Here is a 23,737-nt window from a genome sequence, read left to right as displayed (position 1 = left end):
GCCCGGAACCCCGGGTCGGCGACGAGCTCGGCCAGCTCCACCCAGGCCCCCACCTGCTCGGGGGTCGGGTCGTCGGGGAGCTCGGCGGGCATCGACCGCATGCCGGTGGCGATGCCCGCGCCCGGCGCGTCGTCGTCGATGCCGGCGAAGGTCTCGGTCACGAAGTCGTCGATCAGGTGCTGCCGCTGGGCCGCGGACAGCCGGGCCAGGTCGTTCATCAGGGTCACGCTCCGCTCGTCGGGCAGGGTGTCACCGGCCCCGGTGCGGGCCAGCAACGCGCACACCGCGCGCTGCGCCCGCAGCTCCCGGATCCGGTCGTCCAGGGCCCGGACGTGTGCCGCCGCGATCTCGCCGACCCCCCGTCGGCGGGACAGCACGGCGCGCACGTCGTCCAGACCCAGGCCGAGCTCGCGCAGGGTGCGCACGAGGTCGAGCCGGGCGACCGCGGCCGGTCCGTAGACCCGGTGGCCCGCGCCGTTGCGGTCGGCGGGGACGAGCCCCTCGTCCGACCAGAAGCGGAGCGTGCGCACGGGGACCTCGCTGCGCCGGGCGAGCTGCCCGATCGTCAACGTGACAGGGTGATCATCGGTACGCGGTGCGGTCACGGGGTACAGCGTCGGGTGTTCCAGCGGCTGGAGGTCAAGTGCGAATCGGTTTCGGGATCCCGCAGTTCGGTGCGGCCGCGGCCCACGTGGACGGGACGATGTGCTTCGCGGCGGGCGCCGAGGAGCGCGGCGCGGCGAGCCTGTGGACCGGCGACCGGCTGCTGGTGGCCGTCGACCCGACGGTCGGCTACGGCGGCGGGCCCGGCGGCCCGGGCAGCGTGCCCGAGCAGTTCACCGCCGCGCACGACCCGCTGGCGCTGCTGACCGCGGCGGCCGCCGTCACCGCGCGGGTGCAGCTCGGCACCAACACGCTCAACGCGCCCTGGTACCCGGCGGCGCTGCTGGCCCGGCAGGCGGCGACGATCGACAACCTGTCCGGTGGACGGCTGCTGCTGGGCCTCGGCATCGGCTGGTCGCCCGAGGAGTACGACGCCGTGGGCGTCCCGATGGGCGAGCGCGGCGCCCGGCTCGACGAGACCCTCGACCTGTTCGACGCCTGGTGGCACGACGACCCGGTGGAGTTCACCGGCCGGTTCGCGAGTGTCGCACCGTCGTACGTGCACGCCCGGCCGCACCACGTGCCGGTCTACCTGGGCGGGTTCAGCCCCCGGGCGCGCCGGCGGATCGCGGAACGGGCCGACGGGTTCCTGCCGGTCGTCACCTCCGACGTCACCGACCTCGACGCCGCGGTCTCCGCGCCCTGGGCGGACCTGCGTGCCGCCGCGGCCGAGGCGGGCCGCCCCGCCGACGCGATCGGCGCGGTGCTGCGGGTCAACCCGAAGGCGGGGGAGACCGCCGCCGACGCGGCCGCGCTGGTGCGCCGGGCCGCCGCCGACACCGACGTCGACCACACCTTCGTCGACCTCATGTACCTGGCCGACGACACCGACTCGGCGCTGGAGGCGGTCGAGGAGATCCTCGGCGCGGGGTGACCGGACCCCGCTGGTTCACTGGGGTCCGTGGCAGACCTCGACGTGATCACCCGCGGGTACGAGCTCGTCGCGGCCCGGCCGGCGTCGCTGCTGGCCGCGCTGCTGGCCCTGGCGGTCGTGGCGTGGCGGCCGACCTGGCGACTGACGCGCACCGCGGTCACGATCGCCCACGAGGGCGGGCACGCACTCGTCGCGGTGCTGGTCGGGCGGGGCCTGGCCGGGATCCGGCTGCACGCCGACTCCTCCGGCGTCACGCACTCCACCGGCGCCGGGCGCGGGCCCGGCGTGGTCGCGATGTTCTTCGCCGGCTACGTCTTCCCGCCGCTGCTCGGCCTCGGCGGTGCGGTGCTGGTCGCGGCGGACGAGGCGCAGGTGATGCTGTGGATCGCGGTGGTCCTGCTCGCCGCGACGCTGCTGCAGATCCGCAACCTCTACGGCGGCCTGGCCGTCGTCGCGACCGGGGCGGTGCTCGTTCTCGTCGCGCTGCGCGCCCCGGCCGACCTGCGGACCGGGTTCGCCGCCGCGCTGACCTGGTTCCTGCTGTTCGGCGGGGTGAAGGCCTGCCTGGAGCTGCGCCGGGGTCGTCGCGGGGGCAGGCTGCGCCACTCCGACGCCGACCGGCTCGCCGAGCTCACCCCGCTCGGCGGCGGGGCGTGGGCGGCACTGTTCGTCCTCGTCGCGTTCGCGGCGACGCTCGCCGCCTGCTGGGTCGTGTTCGCCCCCGGTGGGGCACCGGCCTGACAGCATGGGGTCATGGCAGAGGACTTCAACACCAGGGTGATCCGCGAGTTCCGGGAGAACGACGGCCGGGTCGGCGAGCCGTTCACCGGCCTGCCGATGATCCTCGTCCACCACGTCGGCGCGAAGAGCGGCGCCGAGCGGATCGCGCCGCTGCGCTGGTTCGCCGACGGTGACCGCTGGGTCGTCGTCGCCTCCGCGGCGGGCGCCCCGCGTCACCCCGCCTGGTTCCACAACCTGATGGCGAACCCGGACGTCACCGCCGAGATCGCCGACGGCGAGGGCGGGGTCGAGACCGTCCCGGTGCACGCGAGCGAGCTCGACGACGCCGACCGCGACCGCATCTGGACCTGGATCAAGGAGAACAACGGCGGCTTCGCCGACTACGAGCGCAAGACCGACCGGAGGATCCCGCTGGTGGGGCTCACCCGGCGCTGACCGCCGTCCTGCCCGGTGCGTGAGGCCGGGGTGGGCATGGGCGCCGCGGTGATGGCAGGGTTCGGGCCATGACGATCTCCCTCGAGCAGGCCCAGACCATCGCCGCCGCTGCCCTGGCCCACGGCACCGAGCAGGGCTTCAACCCGCTCACGGTCGCGGTGCTCGACCCGGGCGGTGCGATCGTCGCCCTGGCCCGCCAGGACGGCTCGGGCTTCCTGCGTCCCGACCTCGCCGTCGCCAAGGCCAGCGGTGTGCTCGCCCTCGGCATGACCAACCGCGCGATCGCCGCCCGGGCCGCGGACTCCCCGGAGTTCTTCACCTCGGTGGCGAACCTCGCCGGCGGCAAGATCCTCTCCGTGCCCGGCGGGGTCTTCGTCAAGGACGCGGCCGGCGCGCTGCTCGGCGCCGTCGGGGTGACCGGCGACGCGTCGCTCAACGACGAGGCCGCCGCCCTCGCGGGGATCGAGGCCGCCGGTCTGGTCGCGGTCACCGGCGCCGAGTAGTCCCGACGCCCCGGAATGTGCCGCACCCCCGGGCGACGAGGTCAGCCCGGGGGCGCGGAGGGGACACGATCCTGCCGCCGAGGAAGGACCGTGCACGTTCGTGGTCGCGCCGCAGGGCGCAGGGTGACGCAGAGGGTCGCGCGTGGCCGGTGCCGTTCCTTGGACACCCGGGCGGTGTCACCGAGCGGAGTGGCCGGGCCGGTGTGGCCCTCACTCCGTGTGACCTGGAACACGGTAGCTCTGAGTCAAGCATTCGCGTCCCACCCCTGTCAACGAATCCGCGGACGCGGTCGGTGAGATGATCTCTGCACCGATTCCGCGTCGGGGATGCTCCGAGCGGACCTGACCCTGAGCGGGGGTCGCATCCGTCCGCCGTGACCGCCTCGTGACGCGCGCGCATCCGGGAAGACCCCGACCGTGCGAACTCCGGCACCTGATGGTGGGGCAGGGGTGTTCTGCGATGTTTCCGTGACCGGCAGTGGTTAGCGTCGGCGACGTCCTACACGACATCGGGAACCGCGTGGTGCCGACGGCCGTACATCGGTCGGCGGACGGGCGTCTCCACGGTGCCGTTCGGAGCAGCCGGAGCGGGCCGACGTTCTCCCGTCTCCTGATCGCATCCGAACGGTGACCACCGGGGACGTTTCGCCACGACCCCCACGGGTCACTCGATGCCGACCGGTCAGATTCGGTTCGTCACGAACGGACCGTAAGCGAGGGAGACAGACATGGGCATCATCGCGTGGATCGTGCTGGGGCTGATCGCGGGCGCCATCGCCAAGGCCATCATGCCGGGCAAGGACCCGGGCGGAATCATCGTCACCCTGATCCTGGGTGTCGTCGGCGCGCTGCTCGGCGGCTGGATCGGCAGCGCGGTGTTCGGCGTCGGCCTCGGCGGGTTCTTCAACCTGTCGACCTGGCTGCTCGCCATCGTCGGGTCGCTGATCCTGCTCGCGATCTACCGCGTGATCGTGGGCCGCAAGGTCCGCGCCTGACACGCGCGTAACACCCTCGTCGGCGCCCGCCCGGAGACCCTCCGGGCGGGCGCCGACGTATGTCCGGCCCCGTCCGCCGGCCGCCGCGCCGCGGGTGGCGGGGGGGGGAGCACCCGGACCGCCGGCCGCCCCGCACCGCCGGCCCGTGGGCCCGGCCCGAGGGAGCGCGGGGTCCGTCGGGGAGACTGGGGCCAGTGACCCGCCTTCCCGATCTGGAGTTCTCGATGCCGCAAGGGACCGTCCGCTGGTTCGACGCCGAACGGGGTTTCGGCTTCCTCGCACCCGAGGACGGCTCGCCGGACGTGTTCGTGCACGCCTCCGAGATCGTCGGGGGCGGCGGCGCGCCGGTGCTCCGCGAGGGCCAGGTCGTCGAGTTCGAGGTCGGCGAGAACGACCGCGGACCCCAGGCGCTGCGGGTGCGCGTCACGGCGGAGGCTGCCGAGAGCGCCCTGGGCCTGCTCGGCACCGTCAACTGGTACGAGCCGGGGAAGGGGTACGGCTTCGCGTCCCCGGACGGCGGCGGCGCCGACATCTTCGTGCACAGCTCCGCCATCGTGACCGGCGGCGTGGTCACCGAGGGGCAGCGGGTGGCCTTCCTGGTCGTCGAGGGCGAGCGCGGTCCGCAGGCCGGGCACGTGATCCCGCTGGGAGCGGGGGCAGGCCTGCCCGCCACCGACGACACCGCGGACGACGCCGACGGCACGGTGGCCTGGTACGACGAGGACAAGGGCTTCGGCTTCGTCACCCCCGACTCCGGCGGCGAGGACGTCTTCGTCCACGCCCGGGCCCTGGCCGAGGGGCTGACGTGGCTCGCGGAGGGCGACCGCATCGCCTACGAGGTGACCGACGGGGACCGGGGCCCGCAGGCCCGTGACGTGCACTTGGTCCGCAGCGGTGAGCCCCCGGCGCCGAAGCGGCCGGCACCCGCCGCGGCCTCGGGGCCGGCGTCGCGCGAGGTGCCCGCACGCGGTGGCGAGGGCGTCGTCGTGCGCTACGACGAGGACCGCGGCTTCGGTTTCATCGCCCCGGACGCCGGCGGCGACGACCTCTTCGTCCACGTGTCGGTGATCGCGGGGTCGGAGCCGCTGCAGAAGGGCGACCGCGTCCGCTACGCGGTGCGTCAGAGCGACCGGGGCCCGCAGGCCGACCGCGTCGAACGCCTCTGACGTGAGCCCGGGGTCCCCGGCCGGGCCCCGTGGGAGAACGACGAACGGCGGCCGACCCGACAGGCATCCAGCCGGGTCGACCGCCGTCATCCCGCCGACCGGACGGTCAGCGGCACGCCTCGATCAGACGTCGTAGTACAGGGCGAACTCGTACGGGTGCGGGCGCAGCCGCAGCGGGTCGATCTCGTTCTCCCGCTTGTAGGAGATCCAGGTCTCGATCAGGTCCGGGGTGAACACGCCACCCTCGAGCAGGTAGTCGTGGTCCTGCTCCAGCTTGTCGATGACCGCACCGAGCGAGGCCGGGACCTGCGCGATGTCCTTGGCCTCCTCCGGCGGGAGCTCGTAGAGGTCCTTGTCGATCGGCGCCGGCGGCTCGATCTTGTTCTTGATGCCGTCGAGGCCGGCCATCAGGATCGCCGAGAAGGCGAGGTACGGGTTGCCGGACGAGTCGGGGCAGCGGAACTCGACGCGCTTGGCCTTCGGGCTGTCCCCGGTCAGCGGGATGCGGATGCAGGCCGAGCGGTTGCGCGCGGAGTAGACCAGGTTGACCGGCGCCTCGAAGCCCGGGACCAGACGGTGGTAGGAGTTCACCGTCGGGTTGGTGAACGCCAGCAGCGACGGCGCGTGGTGCAGCAGGCCGCCGATGTAGTAGCGGGCGGTGTCGGACAGGCCGCCGTAGCCGGACTCGTCGTGGAAGAGCGGCTGCCCGTCCTTCCACAGCGACGAGTGCACGTGCATGCCCGAGCCGTTGTCGCCGAACAGCGGCTTCGGCATGAAGGTCGCGGTCTTGCCGTTCTGCCACGCGACGTTCTTCACCAGGTACTTGAAGAGCATGACGTCGTCGGCCGCACGCAGCAGCGTGTCGAACTTGTAGTTGATCTCGGCCTGGCCTGCGGTGCCGACCTCGTGGTGCTCGCGCTCCACCTCGAAGCCCGACGCCTGCATCGCGGTGACGATGTCGGCGCGCAGGTCGGCGTAGTGGTCGACCGGCGGGACGGGGAAGTAGCCGCCCTTGTAGTTGACCTTGTAGCCCAGGTTGCCCCCGACCTCCTCGCGGCCGGTGTTCCACCAGCCCTCCGCGGAGTCGATGTGGTGGTAGGCCTGGTGCGGGTCGGTGCCGAACCGGATCGAGTCGAAGACGTAGAACTCGGCCTCGGGCGCCATGTACGCGGTGTCGGCGATGCCGGACGCGGCCAGGTACTCCTGGGCCTTGCGTGCGACGTTCCGCGGGTCCCGGGAGTAGGGCTCACCGGTGATCGGGTCGTGCACGAAGAAGTTGATGTTCAGCGTCTTGTGCTTGCGGAACGGGTCGAGACGGGCGGTCGTCGTGTCCGGGTGCAGCGCCATGTCGGACTCGTTGATCGCCTGGAAACCGCGGACGGAGGAGCCGTCGAAGGCGGCACCGTTCTCCAGGAGGTCGCCGGCCGTCTTGGCGGGGACGGTGAGGTGCTGCATGACGCCGGGCAGGTCGCAGAACCTGATGTCGACGTACTCGACCTTCTCGTCCGAGATGTACTTGAGTACCTCTTCGGCGTTGCTGAACACTCTCTGGGCTCCTTCATTCGCTGGTGGAGATCGTGGGTGACGGTAGGAGTGGCGTGTTGCTCACCCATCACTCACCTGTTTCACCGACGTTAACTGACCCGACCGCGACATCGATCACGTTCGTCATCGGTGTCCGGTCCGGTCCCGCTCGGTGGTGCGGCTACGGCGCCTACGCTAGAGAGCATGGCCCGTTGGATCGAGTCCTGGCTCCCCGGTTCATCCGCCGGAGGCTCCGCCCCGGCCGGACACCCCGGCGAGCGTCTCGGGCTGCCGGCGACCGGCCACTACTCCGTCGCCGGGTTCGGCCGCCGGGTCGCCGGCGTCTGCCTCGACTGGTTCCTGTCCTACCTGCTGGTGCTGCTGGTCGCCGGGGTCGACGCGCTCGGCACCCCGGAGTTCAGCTGGTGGGTCCTCGGGACCTGGTTCGTGATCACCGCGCTGTCCGTGTCGGTGCTCGGTACGGCGCCGGGGCACCTCGCGCTGGGGATGCGGGTCGCGCGCACCGACATGGCGACCCACGTCGGCGTGCCGCGGGCGCTGCTGCGCACCGCGATGATCGCGGTGGTGCTGCCGCCGTTCCTGCGCGACACCGACGGCCGCGGCTGGCACGACCGCGCGAGCCGCACGGTCGTGGTGCGGGTGCTGCGGGGCTGAGGCCCGGCGGCTCAGGCGCTCGCCGGCGGGGCGCCCAGGACCGACGCCCGGGTGCCGGCCAGGTGCACCCGCAGCACGGCCACGGCGCCCTGGCGGTCCCGGGCGCGCAGCCCGGCGAGCAGCTGCCGGTGCTCGGAGACCAGGCGCTCGGCCCGGCCGGGGAAGCGGCCACCGAGGGCGCCCATGTTCATCCGCAGCTGCCGGTCGCGCAGCGTCCCGTAGACCTCCAGCAGGATGCTGCGGCACCCGGCCCGCACCAGCACGGTGTGGAACTGGCGGTCGGCCTCGACGAAGGCGAGCTCGTCGCGCGCGGCCACGGCGGCGAGCTGGTCGTCGATCGCGGCGTCCATCGCGGCGGCGATGTGCTCCAGGGTCTCGTCGTCGACCCCCACGACGGTGGCGATCGCGTGCGACTCGATGACGTCGCGGGCCTCGACGACGGCGTCCACCTCACCGGGGGAGACCGGCACCACGAGCGCGCCGCGCTTGGGATAGAGCTTCAGCAGTCCCTCGGCCTGCAGCTGCAGGAACGCCTCGCGGACCGGTGTGCGGCTCAGCGCCAGCGGCCGCGCGACCTGACCCTCGCTGATCAGCTCGCCCGCGGGCAGGGAGCCGTCGAGGATCCCGGCCTTGGCGAACCGGTACGCCCGTTCGGTGGCGCTACCGCTCGCCCGTGACCCGTCGTCCACGTCCGAATGATGCCTGATCACGTCCGGCCCGGGTTCGCGAGGCTTGCCCACCCCGGCCGACATCCCTACCGTTCCCCTCCAGGAACGCGACATAGATGCAAGATGGATACCGGGAGGACCGGGTGATCCTCACTCACGGTGCGGTGCAGGACCGGGGTGTGACGACGCTGCTCGACGACCTCGTCCGGCGCACGACCAGCAGGCTGGGCGGTGGTGGCGGCACCGTCGCTTTGCTGGGCGACCCGGCGCCGGTCGTGCACCGGGACCCGCTGCCCCCGGTCGAGGACGTCCTGGCCCGTCTGGTCCGGGAGCCCCGCACCCTCCTTGTGGAGGGGGCCGGCCCTGGCGCACCGGACGTGCTCGGAACCCCCCTCTGGTGGGACGACGAACTCCTCGGAGCCTGTGCTTTCGGCGGGGGTGGATCCTTCCGCGATTCCGACGTCGCCGCGGTCGAGGGATTCGCCGAGCAGGCGGCCGTCGCGGTGATGGCGGCCCGGCTGCTCGCCGACGTCCCGGCGGTCGCGACCGCCCCCGCCGCGCCGCAGCTGCTGCCGGAGCTGCGGGCCGAGCTGGACCGCGCGCTGCGCGCGCTCGGTGCCCGCGGCGGCGTGGTCACCCTGGGTACCGAGCGGGTGCCGGACCCGGTCGTCGCGACCGGGGTGCACGAGGTCGCGCGGCTGCTGCTCGACAACGCCGTGCTGCACTCCGGTGCGTGCACGCTGCGGGTGGGGCTGGCGTTCGAGGCGGGCACGGTCCGCCTGCTCGTCGAGGACGACGGCCGCGGTTTCGACCCCGTCACCGCGCCCCGGTCCGGGCTGGACCGGGTCGAGTCCACCGTGCGCGCGGCGGGCGGCCGGCTGGAGATCGACAGCGTCCCCGGGTGGGGGACACGTGTGCGGGCCTGCTGGCCCGACCCGCCCACCCCGTACACGGCGGGTTCGCTCGTGGTGCCGCCCACCGGCCTGCAGCCGGCCCGCGGCCAGCACACGCTCACCCTGCGGGAGCGGGAGGTCCGCGCACTCGTCGAGCAGGGGCTGGCGGACAAGCAGATCGCCACCCGGCTGGCCATCTCGGTCAAGACGGTGGAGAAGCACGTCGGTGCGGTGCTGCGGAAGACCGGCGCCCGCAACCGGACCATGCTGGCCCGCTTCGGCGCGGGCAACTGACCGACGGCATCCCCGGCCCGCACGCCCGACGGCGTGGCCGCCGTCGCCGCGGCCGGCCGGGCCACCCGGTCGACGCCGCCGCGGCGACCGATCCGTCGACCCCTCCGCACCGGCGCCGACTGGGCCATACGGCCCTCCCCGGAGGGTGTGGGGGTGGGGGTGAGGTAGGGAGAGTCCTCATATCTCACCGGTGACCGCGCTCATAGCGTCCTCGTCGTGGCCCGGTACGGAACCGGGCAGCTCGACTCGACGAGGAGTGAGGCCCGGATGCAGCGACTGACCCTCCAGGACGCCGAGAAGGCGCTGGCCGCCGGACTGGCGAAGGCGACCGAGATCGGCCAGCCGATGAACGTCGCGATCGTGGACGACGGCGGTCACCTGCTCGCCTTCGCCCGCCAGGACGGCGCGATCCGCGCGAGCATCGACATCGCCCAGCGCAAGGCGCGCACGTCGATCCTGATGAACCTGCCGACCGCCGCGCTGACTCCGCTGGTGCAGCCCGGTGCCGAGCTCTACGGCCTCGAGCACACCGCGGGCGGCATGGTCATCTTCGGTGGCGGCATCCCGATCCACCGCGACGGCGAGCTCGTCGGCGCGGTCGGGGTCAGCGCCGGCTCGGTGGAGCAGGACGTGACGGTGGCCGAGGCCGCCGTCGCGGCACTCGCGTGAGCCGCGGGGACGCGGGCGAGCTCGCAGCCGAGTTCGCCGGGACCTTCGTCCTGATCCTCATCGGCTGCGGCACCGTCGCCCAGGTCGTCACCTCCGACGGCAAGGCGGGCGACTGGGGCACCCTGGTCTGGGGCTGGGGCGTCGCGGTCACGATGGGCGTCTACATCGCCGGCCGTGTGAGCGGTGCCCACCTCAACCCGGCCGTCACCCTGGCACTGGCCGTGTTCAAGGGCTTCTCCTGGCGCAAGGTCCTGCCCTACTCGCTGGCCCAGACGGCCGGCGCCTTCCTCGCCGCCCTCGTCGTGCGGGCCGTCTACGCCGGCCCGATCGCTGCGGCCGACCCCGGTCACACCGTCGCCACCCAGACCATCTTCTCGACCCTGCCCGGTGAGCACGTCACGATCTTCGCCGCGTTCGGTGACCAGATCGTCGGCACCGCCCTGCTGGTCTTCGTGATCTTCGCGCTGACCAACGCCCTCAACAACCCGCCCGGCGCCAACATGGCGCCCTTCATGATCGGGTTCCTGGTCGTCGGCATCGGCATCGCCTTCGGTGCCAACGCCGGGTACGCCATCAACCCGGCCCGTGACCTGGGCCCGCGCCTGGCCTCGTTCGTCACCGGCTACGACACCGCGTTCGTCACGAGCGCGGGCGTCCCGTACTGGTGGCTGCCGATCGTCGCCCCGCTGCTCGGCGGTCTGATCGGTGGCGGCGCGTTCGTCCTGCTGGTCGAGCGCTTCCTCGCCCCGGCCGAGCTGGAGGCCGCCGCGACCGGCGAGGTCCCCGTCGGCCGCGTCCCGCAGCCGGACGCCCCGGTCGAGCAGCCCCTGCCGTCCCGCCTGGAGGAGACCCGATGACCACCACCCTCGGCCCCACCGACTACCCGCTGTCCGTGCAGCGGCCCGACCTGCTCCGCACCCCGACCGGCCGGCCGCTGGCGGAGGTCACCATGGCCGCCGTCGTGTCCGGGGAGATCCGCAACGAGGACCTCCGGATCTCGGCCGAGACGCTGCAGCTGCAGGGCCAGATCTCCGACGCGGTCGGCCGCCGCCAGCTCGCCGAGAACATGCGGCGCGCCGCCGAGCTCACCGCCGTCCCCGACGACGAGGTCCTCGCGATCTACAACGCGCTGCGGCCCCGCGCCTCGTCGGCCGCCCGGCTCGCGGAGATCGCCGACCGGCTGGAGAACGACTACGCCGCCGCCACCTGTGCCGCGCTCGTCCGCGAGGCCGCGCAGGTCTACGCCGCCCGCGACCTGCTCGCCCGCGAAGGAGACTGACCGATGACCAGCACCCTCCCCGAGGTGGGCACCCCGGCGACCGGGGCCCGGACCTCGAAGCGCACCGACATGCTCGAGTCCCGCCCGGTCAACCTCGACGGTTTCGTCGAGGAGTGGCCGGAGAAGGGTCTCGTCGCGATGGAGAGCGACTTCGACCCGCAGCCGAGCGTCCGCGTCGAGAACGGCGTGATCGTGGAGATGGACGGGCGCGAGCGCGCCGCGTTCGACTTCATGGACACCTTCATCGCCGACCACGCGATCGACGTCGAGGTCGCCGAGCGGGCCACCGCGATCCCCTCGAAGGACATCGCGCGGATGCTCGTCGACCCGGGCGTGACCCGGGCCGACCTGCTCGACATCACCCGTGGTCTCACCCCGGCCAAGCTGCTCGACGTCGTCAAGCTGCTCAACGTCGTCGAGATCATGATGTCGATGCAGAAGATGCGGGCTCGTCGCAGCCCCGCCAACCAGGCGCACTCCACCAGCGCCCGGGACAACCCCATCCAGGTCGCGGCCGACGCCGCCGAGGCCGCGCTGCGCGGCTTCGCCGAGATGGAGACGACCCTCGGCGTCCTGCGCTACGCCCCGCTCGTCGCCATCGGCCTGCAGGTCGGTGCCCAGTCCGGGCGCGGCGGTGTCATCACCCAGTGCGCGCTGGAGGAGGCCACCGAGCTCGACCTGGGCATGCGCGGCATCACCGGCTACGCCGAGACGATCTCGGTCTACGGCACCGAGTCGGTCTTCGTCGACGGCGACGACACCCCGTGGTCGAAGTCGTTCCTGGCCAGCGCCTACGCCTCCCGCGGCATCAAGATGCGCTTCACCTCGGGCACCGGGTCGGAGGTGCAGATGGGCAACGCCGAGGGCCGCTCCATGCTGTTCCTCGAGATCCGCTGCATCCTGATGGCCAAGGGCGCCGGCGTCCAGGGCCTGCAGAACGGCTCGATCAGCTGCATCGGCGTCCCGGGCGCGGTCCCCGGCGGCATCCGTGCCGTCGCCGCCGAGAACCTGGTCTGCAACATGGTCGACCTCGAGTGCGCGGCCGGCAACGACCAGTCGTTCTCGCACTCGGCGATGCGCCGCACCAGCCGCCTCATGCCGCAGCTGCTGTCCGGCCAGGACCTGGTGTGTTCCGGCTTCTCCGGCGTGCCGAACTCGGACAACATGTTCGCCGGGTCGAACCTCGACGTCGAGGACTACGACGACTGGAACACCATCCAGCGCGACCTCCAGATCGACGGCGGCCTGCGCCACGTCCGCGAGCCGGAGATCCTCGCGGTGCGCGAGAAGGCGGCCCGCGCGATGCAGGCCGTGTTCGCCGAGCTGGACCTGCCGCGGATCACCGACGAGGAGATCGAGGCGGCCACCTACGCCAACTCCAGCGCCGACTACCCGCTGCGCGAGGTCCTCGAGGACCTCAAGGGCGCCCAGTCGGTCATGGACCGCGGCATCACCGGTCTCGACCTGGTCAAGATCCTGGAGCGCACCGGCTTCCACGACGTCGCGGAGAACCTGCTGCAGGTCCTGCGCCAGCGCGTGTCCGGCGACCTGCTCCAGACCTCGGCGATCCTCGACGAGAACTTCGTCCCGCAGGCCGCCATCAACGACGCCAACGACTACGCCGGTCCCGGCACCGGCTACCGCCTGACCGGCGACCGGTGGAACGCCCTGAAGAAGCTGCGCCACGTCACCAGCGCCGAGAACCCCGAGGAGGAGGTCTCGTGAGCATCGCTACCGAGAACCCGTTGTCGCTCACCGAGATCGGGCCCGCCGAGCGCGGCACCCGGCCCGACGAGGTCGTCATCGCGGTGTCCCCGGCGTTCGCCGGGTTCTTCACCCGCACGATCGTCAACGTCCCGCACGCCGAGGTGCTGCGCCAGCTCATGGCGGGCATCGAGGAGCAGGGCGTGACGTCGCGGCTGATCCGGGTGTGGGACACCGCCGACCTGGCGGCCATCGCCCACACCGGCGCGAAGCTGTCCGGCTCCGGGATCTGCGTGGGCCTGCTGTCGCGGGGCACCACGATGATCCACCAGAAGGACCTCGCCCGGCTGTCGAACCTGGAGCTGTTCCCGCAGTCCCCGCTGCTCGACGCCGAGGTGTTCCGCGGCATCGGCTCCAACGCCGCGCAGTACGCCAAGGGCGAGTCGCCGCAGCCGGTGCCGACCCGCAACGACCAGATGGCCCGCCCCCGCTGGCAGGCCAAGGCGGCGCTGCTGCACCTGAAGGAGTTCGAGCAGATCCGCAACGGGGTGCGTCCGGTCGAGGTCGCCCTCGGCGCACCGGTCGCAGGCTGAAGGAGACACAGGTGCACGGGACGGACGGCTCGCGGCTGGTCGTGGGCGTGGACATCGGCAACTCGACGACCGAGGCCTGCGTGGCCTCGATCGACGCCGGCGGCCGGGTCACCTACCTCGGGACCGCCCTGACCCGCACCACCGGGGTCAAGGGGACCCCGGACAACACCGACGGCGCGGTGAAGGCGGTCCGCCGGGCCCTGGAAGGGGCCCGGCGCTCCGCCGACGAGCTGGACGAGGTGCTGCTCAACGAGGCGACACCGGTGATCAGCGGTCTCGCCATGGAGACGATCACCGAGACGATCATCACCGAGTCCACGATGATCGGGCACAACCCGGCGACGCCGGGCGGCAGCGGGATCGGGGTCGGCGTCACCGTCGCGGTGGAGGACCTCACCGGCCCCGGCCCGGTGCCCGAGGGACCGGTGATCGCCGTCGTCGGGCGCGGGTGGGACTTCGACCGCGTCGCGCGGGTGCTGAACGACGCGCTCGGACGCGGCCTGGAACTGGTCGCGGCCGTGCTGGCGCAGGACGACGCGGTGCTCGTCGCGAACCGGATCGACGTCTCGATCCCGATCGTCGACGAGGTCGGTGCCGTCGAGCGGGTGCCGCTCGGCATGTCCGCGGCGGTGGAGGTGGCCCTGCCGGGGCGCACCATCCGGACCCTGTCGGACTCCTACGGCCTGGCCACGGTGTTCGAGCTCGACCCCGACCAGACCCGGCAGGTCGCGCCGGTGGCGCGGGCGCTGACCGGGAACCGGTCGGCCGTCGTTGTCCGGACCCCGGCCGGGGACGTGACCGACCGGCGCGTCCCGGTGGGGGAGCTGGTCCTGACCGGGGCCGGCAAGACCCTGCGGATCGACGTCGACGCCGGCGCCGACGAGATCATGGAGATCCTGGCCCGGGTGCAGCCCCTCGACGACGCGACCGGCCAGCCCGGCACGCACGTCGGCGGGATGCTCGCCCAGGTCCGGGACACGATGACCGATGTGACCGGGCAGCCGGCCGGGGAGATCCGGATCCGCGACGTGCTGGCCATCGACACGTTCGTCCCGCGCGAGGTGCGGGGCGGGCTGGCCGGTGAGGTGTCGCTGGAGAACGCCGTCGCGCTCGCCGCGATGGTGCGCACCAGCCGCAGCCGGATGCAGGTCGTCGCCGACCAGGTCGCCGAGACGCTCGGCTGCTCGGCCCGGATCGGCGGCGTCGAGGGCGAGATGGCGGTCCGCGGGGCCCTGACCACCCCGGGCACCGACACGCCGATCGCGATCCTCGACATGGGCGGCGGCTCCACCGACGCGGCGCTGCTGCTGCGGGACGGCACGTGCACCGCGGTGCACGTCGCCGGCGCGGGCGAGCTGGTCACCAAGCTGATCGACTCCGAGCTGGCGCTCGACGACCGCGAGACCGCCGAGCAGGTCAAGTGGTTCCCGCTGGCGAAGGTGGAGAGCTTCTTCCACATCCGCCACGAGGACGGCTCGGTGCAGTTCTTCACCGAGCCGCTGCCCTCGCACGTGTTCGCCCGGGTCGTCGTCATGACCCCGGACGGGCCCGTCCCGATCAAGACGCGGCACTCGATCGACCACGTCGTGCGGGTGCGCCGGGAGGCGAAGCGCCGGGTGTTCGTGGTGAACGCGCTGCGGGCGCTGCGCCAGGTCGCCCCGAGCGGGTCGCTGCGCATGCTCGACTTCGTCGTGCTGCTCGGCGGGTCCGCGCTGGACTTCGAGATCCCGCAGATGATCGCCGACGCGCTCGCCGGGTCGGGCGTGGTCTGCGGTACCGGCAACGTGCACGGCACCGAGGGGCCGCGCAACGCCGTCGCCTCCGGTCTGGTCGACGCGCACGCGAGCTCGCTGGTCAGCAGCGGGGAGCCGGCGGCATGAGCCGCCCGGGCCCGGCGTCGGCCCCGGAGCCGCCGTCGGTCGTCGTCGGGCACCACCCGGACACCCCGGACCCGGTGCTGCGCGAGGTGCTCGCCGGCGCCGAGGAGGAGGGCGTCCCGGTCACGACCTGGCCGGACCCGGACGCCGTCGGGGGCACCGACGGGGTCGTCGCGCTGGCCCACCGGGCGGCGCAGCGGTCCCGGCTCGACGTCGGCGTCGGGGTCGGCGCCGACGGCTCGGTGGTCGTGCACCACACCAAGCTGCCCGCCGACCGGCCCGCCTTCACCGAACCCGCTCCGGACCCGGCCGCACCGGCCGGCCCGCAGAGGGCCGGGGACCGCCCGCACGGGCGCCGCGCGGGTGCGGCGGCGGCCCGGATCGTGACCGGGCTGCCGCTGCCCGAACCGGCCGGTGCCCGGCCGTGACGCGCCTCCCGGTGGCGGCGACGGCGACGGGACGGGCGACCGCGCGGGGCCTCCTCTGGCTGACGGTGCTCGCCGCGCTGGTGGCGTCGTCGACGGCGGCGCAGGCGGTCGCGGTCGTCGCCGCTGCGGGGGTGGTGCTGTGGGTCGGACCGCTCGCCGGGACCCTCACGAACACCTCGACCGGGACGATCCGGGATGCGAGGCTTCCACCGTGACCACCGACCACACCGACATCGCGCGCCCGGCCACCACCCCGCCGGTGAGCGACGTGCTGGCCGGGCTCGCGGCGGTCGGGCCGTTCTTCGAGCTCCTCGACGTCACCGAGGAGCGGGCCGCCGGACGGTCGGTCCGCCCGTTCGCCGCCGTCCTCGCCCCCGACGCGCTGCTGGACCGGGTCGAACGGACCCGGGTGGCGCTCGGGGCCGAGCCGCCGCTGGGCCGGCGGATCGCCGCGTCGATCGCGGTGCAGGGGCTCGCGGCGAAGCTGCTGTCCGGCCCGGTCGCGGCGCTGGCCCTGCACGGTGTCCTGGTCGACCTGCGCCCGGAGACGCTGTGGTGGTCGGCGACGCCGCTGGGCGACGTCGTCGCGCTCGACCCGCCCCGGGTGGTGCGCTGCCCGTTCCCCGCACCGGACGCGCTGGCCCCGCTGGTCGACGACGTGCTCACCCCGCTCGTGGAGATCGCGGGCGAGCGCTTCGGGGTGTCCGGGACGGTGCTGTGGGGCAACGTCGCGTCGTCGGTCGCGGGGGCCAAGCGGGTGCTCGACATCCAGCGCCCCGATGCGGCGGACGCCGTCGCCGCCGTCGCCGCGGACCTGCTGGAGCACCCCCGGCTGACCGGTACGGGGGAGCGGCGGGCACCGGTGGCACCGGACCACGCCTGGACGTTCCGGCGCCGGTCCTGCTGCCTGTACTACCGGGTGCCCGGCGGCAGCACCTGCGCCGACTGCGTCCTCGCGGACCTGCGCGGCGAGCAGGCGTCCGGCGACCCGACCGACTGACCCGGCGGCCGTCGCCGCCGCGGGCCCTGCGACCGGGCCCGCCGCGGCCCGGCCGGCGGCGGGATCAGCGGCGGCGGACGGTGCGCTGGATGCTGCGCATCTTGGCGCCCTGGGGCATCGGCCCCTTGGGCATCGCGGCCGAGCGGCTGCCGAGGGCGTTGAGCTTGCCCTCCAGGGAGTCCATCTCGGCGGCGGAGATGTTGCGGGGCAGCTTCATGAGGTGGCGCTGCAGCCCCTTGAGCGGGACCTGGCCCTCCTCGTTGCCCACGATCACGTCGTAGATCGGGGTGCTGCCGGCGACCCGCGCGGTGCGCTTCTTCTCCTGCGCGAGCAGGGTCTTCACCCGGTGCGGGGCCCCCTCGGCGACGAAGATGATCCCGGGCCGCCCGATGACCCGGTGCACCGCGTCGAGGTGGGTGGTGCCCGCGATCCCCTGGGTGATCCGCCACTGCCCGCGCATGTTGTCCAGCGCCCAGCCCGCGGCGCCCGGCTGCCCGTCGGCCTTCACGTAGATCGACTTCTGGACGCGGCGGCCGAAGATGCTGAACGCCGCCAGCGCGCCGATCAGGATGCCGAAGGGCACGAAGAACCAGACCAGGCCCAGCAGCCACCCGATGAGCGTGACGACCACGATCGACCCGACGAACACGCCGATCATGATCGGGAGGAGCTTGGAGTCCTCCTTGCGCTGCATCTGGAACGCCTGCCAGATCTGCTGGCGACGCTGCTTCGACGCGGCCTTCTTCTGGGCCTTGAGCGCCTTCTTCTCTTCGGGCGAGGGCTTACGGGGCTTGCCGGGCATGTGACCAGCCTACTTCCGACCGGTGATCGACGGTGCGAGGAGGTCTCAGCCGCGCGCCAGCAGGGAGCTGGCCTCCTGCGCGGCCGGGCCGGAGTCGGCCAGGTGCGCCAGGGCGGGGGAGAGCTCCTCGCCGCGGTGGGCCACGGTCTGGGCGTAGAGCCGGCCGGCCCGGTAGGACGAGCGCACCAGCGGCCCGGCCATCACACCGGCGAACCCGATCTGCTCGGCGGCCTGCGAGTGCTCGACGAACTCCTCGGGCTTGACCCACCGCTCCACCGGGTGGTGGCGCTTGGTCGGGCGCAGGTACTGGGTGATCGTGATGATCTCGCAGCCCGCGTCGTGCAGGTCCTGCAGCGCGGAGACGACCTCGTCGGGGGTCTCGCCCATGCCGAGGATCAGGTTCGACTTGGTGACCAGACCGAACTCGCGGGCCTTGGTGATGACCTCCAGCGACCGGTCGTAGCGGAACGCCGGGCGGATCCGCTTGAAGATCCGGGGGACGGTCTCGAGGTTGTGCGCGAACACCTCGGGCCGGGACTCGAAGACCGGGGTCAGCTGGGCGTCGATCGAGTTGAAGTCCGGGGCGAGCAGCTCGACGCCGGTGCCCGGGTTCAGCTCGTGGATCTTGCGGACGGTCTCGGCGTAGAGCCAGGAGCCGCCGTCGTCGAGGTCGTCGCGCGCGACGCCGGTGACGGTGGAGTAGCGCAGCCCCATCTGCTGCACCGACTCCGCCACCCGGCGCGGCTCGTCGGTGTCCAGGTCGGCCGGCTTGCCGGTGTCGATCTGGCAGAAGTCGCAGCGACGGGTGCACTGCTCCCCGCCGATGAGGAACGTCGCCTCCCGGTCCTCCCAGCACTCGTAGATGTTGGGGCAACCGGCCTCCTCGCACACCGTGTGCAGGCCGCCCGACCGGACGAGCCCCTTCAGTTCGGTGTACTGCGGACCGGTCTTGGCGCGGGTGCGGATCCAGGACGGCTTGCGCTCGATCGGGGTCTCGCTGTTGCGGACCTCGAGGCGGAGGAGCTTGCGGCCTTCGGGTGCGATGGTCACGCGTCCAGCCTACGCCCGGGGTCCGGTGTGATGCCGGTCGCGGCGGCCGTGACCTGCCACAACCTGCCCGCGAGCACCGGGTCCTGCGCGGCCGCCGAGCGCCGCGCCGGACCGGCCGGGCCGCGGGCCTCCCCGAGCCCGGTGGGGCCCAGGTAGTCGCCGCCGTGGACCGGTCCCGTCGCCGCGGCGAGCTGCGGCCCGACGCCCTCGGACACCGGTGAGGTGAGCCAGCGCTCCCACGGGGCGAACAGCCGCGCCTGCAGCGTCGCGCCCCGCCGGAAGGAGTTCGCGAGCAGCGACGACTCGGTCATCCCCGGGTGCGCGGCGACCGAGAGCACCGGGTCCCCGGACAGCCGCAGCCGCCGGTCCAGCTCCGCGGCGAACAACAGGTTCGCCAGCTTCGACGCGCCGTAGGCCGCGTTCGGGGACCAGCGCCGGCGCCGCCACCCCAGGTCGTCGGGATCGAGCCGGCCGGTGCGGTGGCCGAGGCTGGACGTCGTGACGACCCGCGACGGCCGCTCCGGGTCGCCGGCGGCCCGCAGCGCGGGCATCAGCAGCCAGGTCAGTGCGGCCGGCCCGAGGTGGTTGGTGCCGATCTGCAGCTCGAAACCGTCCGCGGTGTCCGCACGCGGCCCCATCGCGACGCCCGCGTTGTTGACGAGCACGTCCACCCGGTCCCCGGTGCGCTCCCGGATCTCCGCCGCCGCGGCCCGTACCGAGCCGAGGTCGGCGAGGTCCAGCAGCACCAGCTCACCACCGGCCCCGCGCACCGCGGCGCGGCCGCGGGTCACGTCGCGGGCGGTCATCAGCACCCGGGCGCCGGCCCGGGCCAACGCGGTGGACAGCGCGAGACCGAGCCCGGAGGTCGTGCCGGTGACGACGACGGTCCGGCCGGTCTGGTCGGGGATCGGGTGCACGACGCGACCGTAGCGAGCGGGCCCCCACGGCCGCCGCCGGTGGTCGGGCGGCGCGAGCGGGCCGGGGCGGCTAGCGTCGCGACCCGTGGACTTCCGGATCTTCACCGAGCCCCAGCAGGGCGCCCGCTACACCGACCTCCTGCGGGTCGCCCGCACCACGCAGGACGCCGGCTACGACGCGTTCTTCCGTTCCGACCACTGGGTCGCGATGGGCGACGGCAGCGGCCTCCCCGGCCCGACCGACGCCTGGGTGACCCTCGCCGCGCTCGGCCGCGAGACCGAGCGCATCCGGCTCGGCACCCTGGTCACCAGCGCGACGTTCCGGCTGCCCGGGCCGCTCGCCGTCGCCGTCGCGCAGGCCGACGACATGTCCGGCGGCCGCGTCGAGGTCGGGCTCGGCTCGGGCTGGTTCGAGGCCGAGCACCGGGCGCTGGGCATCCCGTTCCCGCCGCTGGCCGAGCGCTTCGAGATCCTCACCGAGCAGCTGGAGATCCTCACCGGGCTGTGGGCGACCCCGCTCGGCGGGCGCTTCACCCACCAGGGACGGCACTACACCGTCACCGACTCCCCGGCGCTGCCGCGCCCGGTGCAGGACGCGCCGCCGGTGATCGTCGGCGGGATGGGGAAGAAGAAGACCCCGGCGCTGGCCGCCCGGTTCGCCACCGAGTTCAACGTGCCGTTCCAGCAGCCCGAGGCCGTCGCCGCCCAGTTCGGCCGGGTCCGCGACGCGTGCACCGCCGCCGGACGCGACCCGGGCTCGCTCACCTACTCGGTGGCGCAGATGCTGTGCCTGGGCAAGGACGACGCCGAGGTCGACCGCCGCGCGGCCGCGGTGGGACGCGACGCCGCCGAGGTCCGCGCGAGCAGCCTCGCCGGCACCCCCGGCGAGGTCGTCGACCGGCTCGGCCGCTGGGCCGAGGTCACCGGCACGACCCGGGTCTACCTGCAGGTCCTCGACCTGTCCGACCTCGCCCACATCGAGGACTTCGCCGCGACGGTGGTGCCCCAGCTCGCCTGAGGCACCGGGGCCGGGGGGATCAGCCCAGGCCGGACATCAGGTCGACCTGCCGGACGACCGGGTGCTCGGCCACCGGCAGCCGGCCGTCGAGCGCGTCCAGCACGGCGGCGGCCGCCGGGCCGGCGACCTCGTCGACGGTCACCTCCCGGTCCAGCTCCGCGGTCAGCGTGGTGACGCCGGCGTCGGCGATCCCGCACGGCACGATCTTCCCGAAGTCGCCCAGGTCGGCGTCGCAGTTGATCGCGAAGCCGTGCTGGGTGACCCCGCCGGCGATCCGGACGCCGATCGCGGCGACCTTCCGCTCGGGGGTGAAGCCCTGCGCGGGCAGCCAGACGCCCGAGCGGCCCTCGACCCGGCCCGCGCTCGTCACGCCGAGGTCGTGGCAGACCCGGATGAGGGCCTCCTCCAGGCGGCGGACGTAGTCCACGACGTCCATCGGCTCGCCGAGGGCGACGATCGGGTAGCCGACGAGCTGTCCCGGCCCGTGCCAGGTGATGCGCCCGCCGCGGTCGACGTCGACGACCGGGGTGCCGTCGGTGGGCCGGTCCTCCGGCCGGGTGCGCCGCCCCGCGGTGTAGACCGGCGGGTGCTCCAGCAGCATCAGCACGTCCGGCCCGCCGTTCTTGCGGGCCTCGGCGTGCGCCTTCTGGGTGTCCCACGCCGCCTGGTACTCCACGCGCCCGAGCCGGTCGACCCGGACGTCGTCGGTTCCGGCGCGGCAGGACAGGTGCGGTGCGGGCATGGCGGCGAGCTTACGCCGCGCCCAACCGGGCGAGGACGGCCTGCGCGGCCCGGCGGCCGCTGACCAGCGCACCCTGGGTGGACGGGGTGTCGCGGTGGTCGCCCGCGACGAACAGGTTCTCCCCGAGGTCGACGTCGCGGCGCACCGGGCGCCCCGCCTCGAACAGCGGCAGCGCCTCGTCGACCTGCGCGGTGTGCAGGTGCGCCCAGTCGTCGGTGCCGACGCCCCAGATCCGGGCCAGCTCGCGGCGCACCGCGGGCTCGTCGACCCCGGTGGACCCCGGGGTCCCGACGATCGAGGACGCCACCAGCGGGCGCCCGTCGGCGGAGTAGCCCGGCGCGGCCGCGGTCATCACCATCGTGTTGACGACCGGCCCGCCGGTGCCGTCCAGGTGCAGCAGCGGGGAGGCCGTCGGGGCCTGCGGCGGGACGTGGAAGAACGTGGTCAGCGCGTTCATCCGCGGCTCGGCGACCCCGGGGAGCAGCGCGGCGGCCGTCCGCGGGTCCGCCGCGACGACGACGGCCCGCGCGGACAGGGTGCCGTCGTCGGTGTCCAGGGCGGGTGCGGGCCCGCCGCGCACGGCGTGTACCCGGGTCCCGAGCGTCACGGTGCCCTCGGGCAGGGCCGCGGCCAGCCGCCGGGGCAGCGCCTCCATGCCGTCGTCGGGCACGACGATCGTGCCGAGGGCGAAGCTGCGCCACACCAGCCGCACGAACGCGGCCGAGGTCTCCAGCGCGGTCTCGCCGAGCACGCCGGACAGGAAGGGGCGCAGGAACCGGTCGGTGACCGCGCCGCCGAGCCCGGCGGCGTCGAGGTCCGCGGCGGCGGAGGAGTCGACCAGCGTCGCGGTCCGCGACGGCGGCGACGCCAGCACCTTCGCCGTCCACGCGACGAGCTTGGCCTTCTCGATCGGGCCGAACAGGTCGTCCAGCGCGGTGGCCGGGGCGGACGCGGGGCGGCGCAGCGGGTTGACGAAGCGGTGCAGCTCGCCGTCGCCGGCCCGGATGGCGGCACCGGGCTCGAAGGGCCGCGCGGCGAGGGTGTCGAGCCCGTGCGGTGCGAGCGCGGCGTGCAGCGCGGGGTACCCGGTGTTCAGCACCTGGAACCCGCGGTCGCAGCGGAACCCGTCGACGACGTCGGTCGCCATCCGCCCGCCGACCCGGTCGGCGGACTCCAGCACGCGCACGGTCAGCCCGTGCCGGTGCAGCACGGTGGCCGCGCGCAGGCCGGACAGGCCCGCCCCGACCACCAGGACGTCGACGTCGGACGGGGTCATGACCCGACCGCGGCCGAGAGCGCGTCGCCGACGGTGTGGTGGCGGAACTGGAACCCGGCCTCGAGCAGCGCCGCCGGCACCGCCCGCTGGCCGCCGAGCAGCATCTCGCGGCCCATCTCGCCGAGCACGGTGGAGACCACCGGGCCGGGCACCGGGAACGGCGCGGGCCGCCCGACGGCCGCGGCCATCTCCTTGGTGAACTCGGCGTTGGTGACCGGCACCGGGCCGGTCACGTTCGCCGGGCCGGACAGCGCCTCGGTCTCGACGGCGAACCGGATCGCCGCGACCTGGTCGTCGAGGGAGACCCACGGCATGAACTGGGTGCCCTTGCCGATCCGCCCGCCGAGGAACCCCTTGAACAGCGGGCGCAGCATCGCGAGCAGCCCACCGGAGGGGGACAGGACCAGACCGGTGCGGACGAGCACCACCCGGGCGCCGGCGTCCACGGCGGGTGCGGTGGCGGCCTCCCAGTCCCGGCACACGTCGGCGAGGAACCCCGAGCCCGACGGCGCGGACTCGTCGACGACGACCTGGCCGGTGTCGCCGTAGTAGCCGACGGCCGAGCCGCTGACCAGCACCGGGACCCTGTGCCGGGCCACGGCCTCGGCGAGGACGTCGGTGGGGACGTTGCGAGAGTCGCGGATCAGCTGCTTGCGGGCGCCGGTCCACGGCCGGTCGGCGATGCCGGCGCCGTTGAGGTTCACGACCGCGTCGGCGCCGTCGAGGGTGCCGTCCTGGACGGTGCCGGCGGGCGGGTCCCAGCCGCGCTCGTCGGGGGCGGCGGGCGTGCGCCGCACCAGGCGCAGCACCTCGTGCCCCGCGCCCCTCAGGTGGGCGACCAGGGCTGTTCCGATCAGTCCGGACGAACCGGCCACGACGACTCGCACGGCCGCGATCCTTCCCGGTCCCGGGCGGACGCGCGAGCCGGACATGCCGCGACCATCGTCACCC

General features: G+C 73.9%; 26 protein-coding genes and 2 pseudogenes. 19 read left to right on the top strand and 9 right to left on the bottom strand.

Annotated features, from left to right (window positions below; genetic code table 11):
• Positions 1–344 precede the first annotated feature (344 nt).
• A pseudogene (locus KPL60_RS14675) lies at positions 345–530 on the bottom strand (MerR family transcriptional regulator); the annotation flags it as partial.
• Between the two features lie 113 nt (positions 531–643).
• Between KPL60_RS14675 and KPL60_RS14670 the strand changes: the two are divergent.
• From KPL60_RS14670 to KPL60_RS14635, 7 genes and pseudogenes are all read left to right on the top strand, one after another.
• Entirely contained in the window at positions 644–1,537 is an 894-nt protein-coding gene (locus tag KPL60_RS14670; protein ID WP_226366166.1) for a TIGR03619 family F420-dependent LLM class oxidoreductase, read from the top strand.
• Positions 1,538–1,564: 27 nt separating this feature from the next.
• Complete coding sequence (locus KPL60_RS14665) at positions 1,565–2,278, top strand: M50 family metallopeptidase (RefSeq protein ID WP_226357707.1); 714 nt, start codon at positions 1,565–1,567, stop codon at positions 2,276–2,278.
• A 12-nt stretch (positions 2,279–2,290) separates the two neighbouring features.
• On the top strand, positions 2,291–2,713 hold the full coding sequence (locus KPL60_RS14660) for a nitroreductase/quinone reductase family protein (protein ID WP_226366165.1): 423 nt from the start codon (positions 2,291–2,293) through the stop codon (positions 2,711–2,713).
• Between the two features lie 68 nt (positions 2,714–2,781).
• The gene (locus tag KPL60_RS14655) at positions 2,782–3,216 is read left to right on the top strand and encodes a heme-binding protein (protein WP_073574172.1); all 435 of its coding nucleotides are present in this window, start codon (positions 2,782–2,784) and stop codon (positions 3,214–3,216) included.
• 728 nt (positions 3,217–3,944) lie between these two features.
• Positions 3,945–4,211, top strand: a complete 267-nt coding sequence (locus tag KPL60_RS14650) for a GlsB/YeaQ/YmgE family stress response membrane protein (RefSeq protein WP_062395991.1) — start codon at positions 3,945–3,947, stop codon at positions 4,209–4,211.
• A 224-nt stretch (positions 4,212–4,435) separates the two neighbouring features.
• A pseudogene (locus KPL60_RS14645) lies at positions 4,436–4,633 on the top strand (cold-shock protein); the annotation flags it as partial.
• Positions 4,628–5,377 (top strand): cold-shock protein, encoded by a 750-nt coding sequence (locus KPL60_RS14635; protein ID WP_374228710.1) that lies wholly within the window; start codon positions 4,628–4,630, stop codon positions 5,375–5,377. The pseudogene KPL60_RS14645 and the gene KPL60_RS14635, both read left to right, overlap by 6 nt.
• A 123-nt stretch (positions 5,378–5,500) precedes the next feature.
• Here KPL60_RS14635 and glnA read toward each other — a convergent pair whose 3' ends face one another.
• Positions 5,501–6,922 carry a type I glutamate--ammonia ligase gene (gene glnA, locus KPL60_RS14630; RefSeq protein WP_062395988.1) on the bottom strand — a complete coding sequence of 474 codons (1,422 nt, stop codon included), beginning with the start codon at positions 6,920–6,922 and terminating at the stop codon, positions 5,501–5,503.
• 183 nt (positions 6,923–7,105) lie between these two features.
• Here glnA and KPL60_RS14625 point away from each other — a divergent pair, with 183 nt between their 5' ends.
• A complete protein-coding gene (locus KPL60_RS14625) occupies positions 7,106–7,576 on the top strand; it encodes an RDD family protein (protein WP_226357705.1) in 471 nt (156 codons plus the stop codon).
• A gap of 11 nt (positions 7,577–7,587) precedes the next feature.
• Here the strand turns inward: KPL60_RS14625 and KPL60_RS14620 are convergent, their stop codons facing one another.
• On the bottom strand, positions 7,588–8,265 hold the full coding sequence (locus tag KPL60_RS14620; protein ID WP_226357704.1) for a GntR family transcriptional regulator: 678 nt from the start codon (positions 8,263–8,265) through the stop codon (positions 7,588–7,590).
• Positions 8,266–8,387: 122 nt separating this feature from the next.
• Between KPL60_RS14620 and KPL60_RS14615 the strand changes: the two genes are divergently transcribed.
• The 10 genes from KPL60_RS14615 (at position 8,388) to KPL60_RS14570 (ending at position 16,981) form a co-directional block, all read left to right on the top strand.
• Positions 8,388–9,431 carry a LuxR C-terminal-related transcriptional regulator gene (locus KPL60_RS14615; protein WP_226366164.1) on the top strand — a complete coding sequence of 348 codons (1,044 nt, stop codon included), beginning with the start codon at positions 8,388–8,390 and terminating at the stop codon, positions 9,429–9,431.
• Positions 9,432–9,647: 216 nt separating this feature from the next.
• Positions 9,648–10,100, top strand: a complete 453-nt coding sequence (locus KPL60_RS14610; RefSeq protein WP_226357702.1) for a heme-binding protein — start codon at positions 9,648–9,650, stop codon at positions 10,098–10,100.
• Positions 10,097–10,957 carry an MIP/aquaporin family protein gene (locus tag KPL60_RS14605; RefSeq protein WP_226366163.1) on the top strand — a complete coding sequence of 287 codons (861 nt, stop codon included), beginning with the start codon at positions 10,097–10,099 and terminating at the stop codon, positions 10,955–10,957. Before KPL60_RS14610 ends, KPL60_RS14605 begins: the two co-directional genes overlap by 4 nt.
• Positions 10,954–11,379, top strand: coding sequence for a diol dehydratase small subunit (locus KPL60_RS14600; protein ID WP_178373437.1), 426 nt, complete (start codon positions 10,954–10,956; stop codon positions 11,377–11,379). Before KPL60_RS14605 ends, KPL60_RS14600 begins: the two co-directional genes overlap by 4 nt.
• Positions 11,380–11,382: 3 nt before the next feature.
• Entirely contained in the window at positions 11,383–13,104 is a 1,722-nt protein-coding gene (locus KPL60_RS14595; RefSeq protein ID WP_226357701.1) for a propanediol/glycerol family dehydratase large subunit, read from the top strand.
• On the top strand, positions 13,101–13,676 hold the full coding sequence (locus tag KPL60_RS14590) for a propanediol/glycerol family dehydratase medium subunit (RefSeq protein ID WP_226357700.1): 576 nt from the start codon (positions 13,101–13,103) through the stop codon (positions 13,674–13,676). Before KPL60_RS14595 ends, KPL60_RS14590 begins: the two co-directional genes overlap by 4 nt.
• Positions 13,677–13,687: 11 nt before the next feature.
• Positions 13,688–15,556, top strand: a complete 1,869-nt coding sequence (locus tag KPL60_RS14585; RefSeq protein ID WP_226366162.1) for a diol dehydratase reactivase subunit alpha — start codon at positions 13,688–13,690, stop codon at positions 15,554–15,556.
• A complete protein-coding gene (locus KPL60_RS14580; RefSeq protein ID WP_178373441.1) occupies positions 15,553–15,981 on the top strand; it encodes a glycerol dehydratase reactivase beta/small subunit family protein in 429 nt (142 codons plus the stop codon). The genes KPL60_RS14585 and KPL60_RS14580 overlap by 4 nt, the downstream gene beginning before the upstream one ends.
• Positions 15,978–16,196 (top strand): hypothetical protein, encoded by a 219-nt coding sequence (locus tag KPL60_RS14575; RefSeq protein WP_178373442.1) that lies wholly within the window; start codon positions 15,978–15,980, stop codon positions 16,194–16,196. Before KPL60_RS14580 ends, KPL60_RS14575 begins: the two co-directional genes overlap by 4 nt.
• Positions 16,193–16,981, top strand: coding sequence for a (2Fe-2S)-binding protein (locus tag KPL60_RS14570; RefSeq protein ID WP_226366161.1), 789 nt, complete (start codon positions 16,193–16,195; stop codon positions 16,979–16,981). The genes KPL60_RS14575 and KPL60_RS14570 overlap by 4 nt, the downstream gene beginning before the upstream one ends.
• Positions 16,982–17,045: 64 nt before the next feature.
• On the opposite strand, the gene KPL60_RS14565 is transcribed toward KPL60_RS14570, so the two are convergent.
• From KPL60_RS14565 to KPL60_RS14555, 3 genes are read right to left on the bottom strand one after another with little or no spacing between them, the layout of a single operon-like run.
• Positions 17,046–17,783 carry a DUF4191 domain-containing protein gene (locus KPL60_RS14565; RefSeq protein ID WP_062395977.1) on the bottom strand — a complete coding sequence of 246 codons (738 nt, stop codon included), beginning with the start codon at positions 17,781–17,783 and terminating at the stop codon, positions 17,046–17,048.
• Positions 17,784–17,828: 45 nt separating this feature from the next.
• Positions 17,829–18,833, bottom strand: coding sequence for a lipoyl synthase (gene lipA, locus KPL60_RS14560; protein WP_226366160.1), 1,005 nt, complete (start codon positions 18,831–18,833; stop codon positions 17,829–17,831).
• A complete protein-coding gene (locus KPL60_RS14555; protein WP_226366159.1) occupies positions 18,830–19,750 on the bottom strand; it encodes an SDR family NAD(P)-dependent oxidoreductase in 921 nt (306 codons plus the stop codon). Before KPL60_RS14555 ends, lipA begins: the two co-directional genes overlap by 4 nt.
• An 85-nt stretch (positions 19,751–19,835) precedes the next feature.
• On the opposite strand from KPL60_RS14555, the gene KPL60_RS14550 reads away from it, so the two are divergent.
• Positions 19,836–20,768 carry an LLM class F420-dependent oxidoreductase gene (locus tag KPL60_RS14550; RefSeq protein ID WP_226366158.1) on the top strand — a complete coding sequence of 311 codons (933 nt, stop codon included), beginning with the start codon at positions 19,836–19,838 and terminating at the stop codon, positions 20,766–20,768.
• Positions 20,769–20,787: 19 nt separating this feature from the next.
• On the opposite strand, the gene lipB is transcribed toward KPL60_RS14550, so the two are convergent.
• Genes lipB through KPL60_RS14535 form a run of 3 tightly spaced genes read right to left on the bottom strand, consistent with a single transcriptional unit; the run spans position 20,788 to position 23,673 of the window.
• Complete coding sequence (gene lipB, locus KPL60_RS14545; protein WP_208822353.1) at positions 20,788–21,510, bottom strand: lipoyl(octanoyl) transferase LipB; 723 nt, start codon at positions 21,508–21,510, stop codon at positions 20,788–20,790.
• Between the two features lie 10 nt (positions 21,511–21,520).
• Positions 21,521–22,786, bottom strand: coding sequence for an NAD(P)/FAD-dependent oxidoreductase (locus tag KPL60_RS14540; RefSeq protein ID WP_226357692.1), 1,266 nt, complete (start codon positions 22,784–22,786; stop codon positions 21,521–21,523).
• Positions 22,783–23,673 carry a TIGR01777 family oxidoreductase gene (locus tag KPL60_RS14535; protein WP_226357691.1) on the bottom strand — a complete coding sequence of 297 codons (891 nt, stop codon included), beginning with the start codon at positions 23,671–23,673 and terminating at the stop codon, positions 22,783–22,785. The genes KPL60_RS14540 and KPL60_RS14535 overlap by 4 nt, the downstream gene beginning before the upstream one ends.
• Between the last annotated feature and the right edge of the window lie 64 nt (positions 23,674–23,737).

This window comes from Pseudonocardia sp. ICBG162, from assembly GCF_020496225.1.
GTDB classification, from domain to species: Bacteria; Actinomycetota; Actinomycetes; order Mycobacteriales; family Pseudonocardiaceae; genus Pseudonocardia; species Pseudonocardia alni.
Note: the sequence above shows the minus strand (reverse complement) of the source record. Positions and strands in the feature narration are given on the sequence as shown.

What these genes read in the sequence shown, in the direction of transcription:
- KPL60_RS14660 (WP_226366165.1), top strand. Translation starts at nt 2,291, where the DNA reads ATGGCAGAGGACTTCAACACCAGGGTGATCCGCGAGTTCCGGGAGAAC.
- KPL60_RS14655 (WP_073574172.1), top strand. Translation starts at nt 2,782, where the DNA reads ATGACGATCTCCCTCGAGCAGGCCCAGACCATCGCCGCCGCTGCCCTG.
- KPL60_RS14650 (WP_062395991.1), top strand. Translation starts at nt 3,945, where the DNA reads ATGGGCATCATCGCGTGGATCGTGCTGGGGCTGATCGCGGGCGCCATC.
- KPL60_RS14625 (WP_226357705.1), top strand. Translation starts at nt 7,106, where the DNA reads ATGGCCCGTTGGATCGAGTCCTGGCTCCCCGGTTCATCCGCCGGAGGC.
- KPL60_RS14600 (WP_178373437.1), top strand. Translation starts at nt 10,954, where the DNA reads ATGACCACCACCCTCGGCCCCACCGACTACCCGCTGTCCGTGCAGCGG.
- KPL60_RS14595 (WP_226357701.1), top strand. Translation starts at nt 11,383, where the DNA reads ATGACCAGCACCCTCCCCGAGGTGGGCACCCCGGCGACCGGGGCCCGG.
- KPL60_RS14580 (WP_178373441.1), top strand. Translation starts at nt 15,553, where the DNA reads ATGAGCCGCCCGGGCCCGGCGTCGGCCCCGGAGCCGCCGTCGGTCGTC.
- KPL60_RS14565 (WP_062395977.1), bottom strand. Translation starts at nt 17,783, where the DNA reads ATGCCCGGCAAGCCCCGTAAGCCCTCGCCCGAAGAGAAGAAGGCGCTC.
- lipB (WP_208822353.1), bottom strand. Translation starts at nt 21,510, where the DNA reads ATGCCCGCACCGCACCTGTCCTGCCGCGCCGGAACCGACGACGTCCGG.
- KPL60_RS14540 (WP_226357692.1), bottom strand. Translation starts at nt 22,786, where the DNA reads ATGACCCCGTCCGACGTCGACGTCCTGGTGGTCGGGGCGGGCCTGTCC.